General features: G+C 46.8%; 1 protein-coding gene. It reads left to right on the top strand.

Annotation, left to right across the window (positions count from 1 at the left end; all coding sequences use genetic code 11):
- Positions 1-518: UDP-N-acetylmuramate dehydrogenase (gene murB / locus F6K38_RS42980; RefSeq protein WP_287361036.1), on the top strand; the 518-nt coding region annotated here is incomplete at its 5' end.
- Positions 519-1,045: the final 527 nt, after the last annotated feature.

Here is a 1,045-nt window from a genome sequence, read left to right as displayed (position 1 = left end):
CTGATCTTCTGTTTCATACAGATGTTCTATCCCCTGATGGCTCAATGGCGCAACTCACTAGCCAAGACCTAGGCTTTAGCTATCGCACCTCAATCCTTCAAGGTAGCGATCGCATAGTCACCCAGGCAACATTTCAGTTAAAACCGGGTGCTGAACCAAAACAGGTGCGCTCACTGACATCGCAGCATTTGTCAAAACGACATACTACCCAACCTTACCACCTACCTAGTTGTGGCAGTGTCTTCCGCAACCCTGACCCCTATGCTGCTGGTTGGCTAATTGAACAAATTGGTCTAAAAGGCTACCAAATTGGTGGTGCTAGAATAGCCGAACGCCATGCCAACTTTATACTTAACTGTGGTGATGCTAAGGCTAGCGATATCTTCCGCATGATCCACCATATTCAGCAGCAAGTAGAAAAGCACTGGTCACTGTGGTTAGAGCCAGAAGTGAGGATTTTAGGTGATTTTACCAAAAAACTAGCAGTTGAAAGCCCTATGTCTTTAGAGCAGGGATAAAAACCAGCGAGGGGATAAATCCCCTCCTATGGTTCCAGTGGATATACCAAAACCGATCATGTTGGGGAATCAGTTCAAAGCTGATTACCAAGCTGATCACCAAGCTGATCGCCAACAGTATCAATTTTTAGTTTATGGTTGTGCTTGGCTAAACTAGAACAGAACGGGAGGAAGTTAAGTATATGACTTCAGCCCATGTATGAATAAGGACACCGGGAAGTTATTACCCTATTTCCTACTGCTTTTAAGGCCAGGAAAGGTCAAATAGCATCACAATACATACACGATAGATACACAATAGATAAAGGTTAATCACCACAGGATTTCTAATGTCAGCGCACCCCTTGCCCATAGACTGGGCTTAGCGCCAACCTGGCCAGGGGTGAAAACCGCGCTTGACGTTTGTTTTTCCTCCCCCGTAATTAGACAGGGGGTTTCTAAACAGAAAACTGACGAGCGAGAGTTAGCCACCCAATAAATTAGGTGGCCAGCGAACGCGCCCCGCGTGGCCTACGGCCAGCGCGCCG

Origin of the sequence: Moorena sp. SIO3B2 (assembly GCF_010692525.1) — a bacterium.
Taxonomy (GTDB): Bacteria; Cyanobacteriota; Cyanobacteriia; order Cyanobacteriales; family Coleofasciculaceae; genus Moorena; species Moorena producens.
This window is presented reverse-complemented; position numbering and strand designations above follow the sequence as displayed.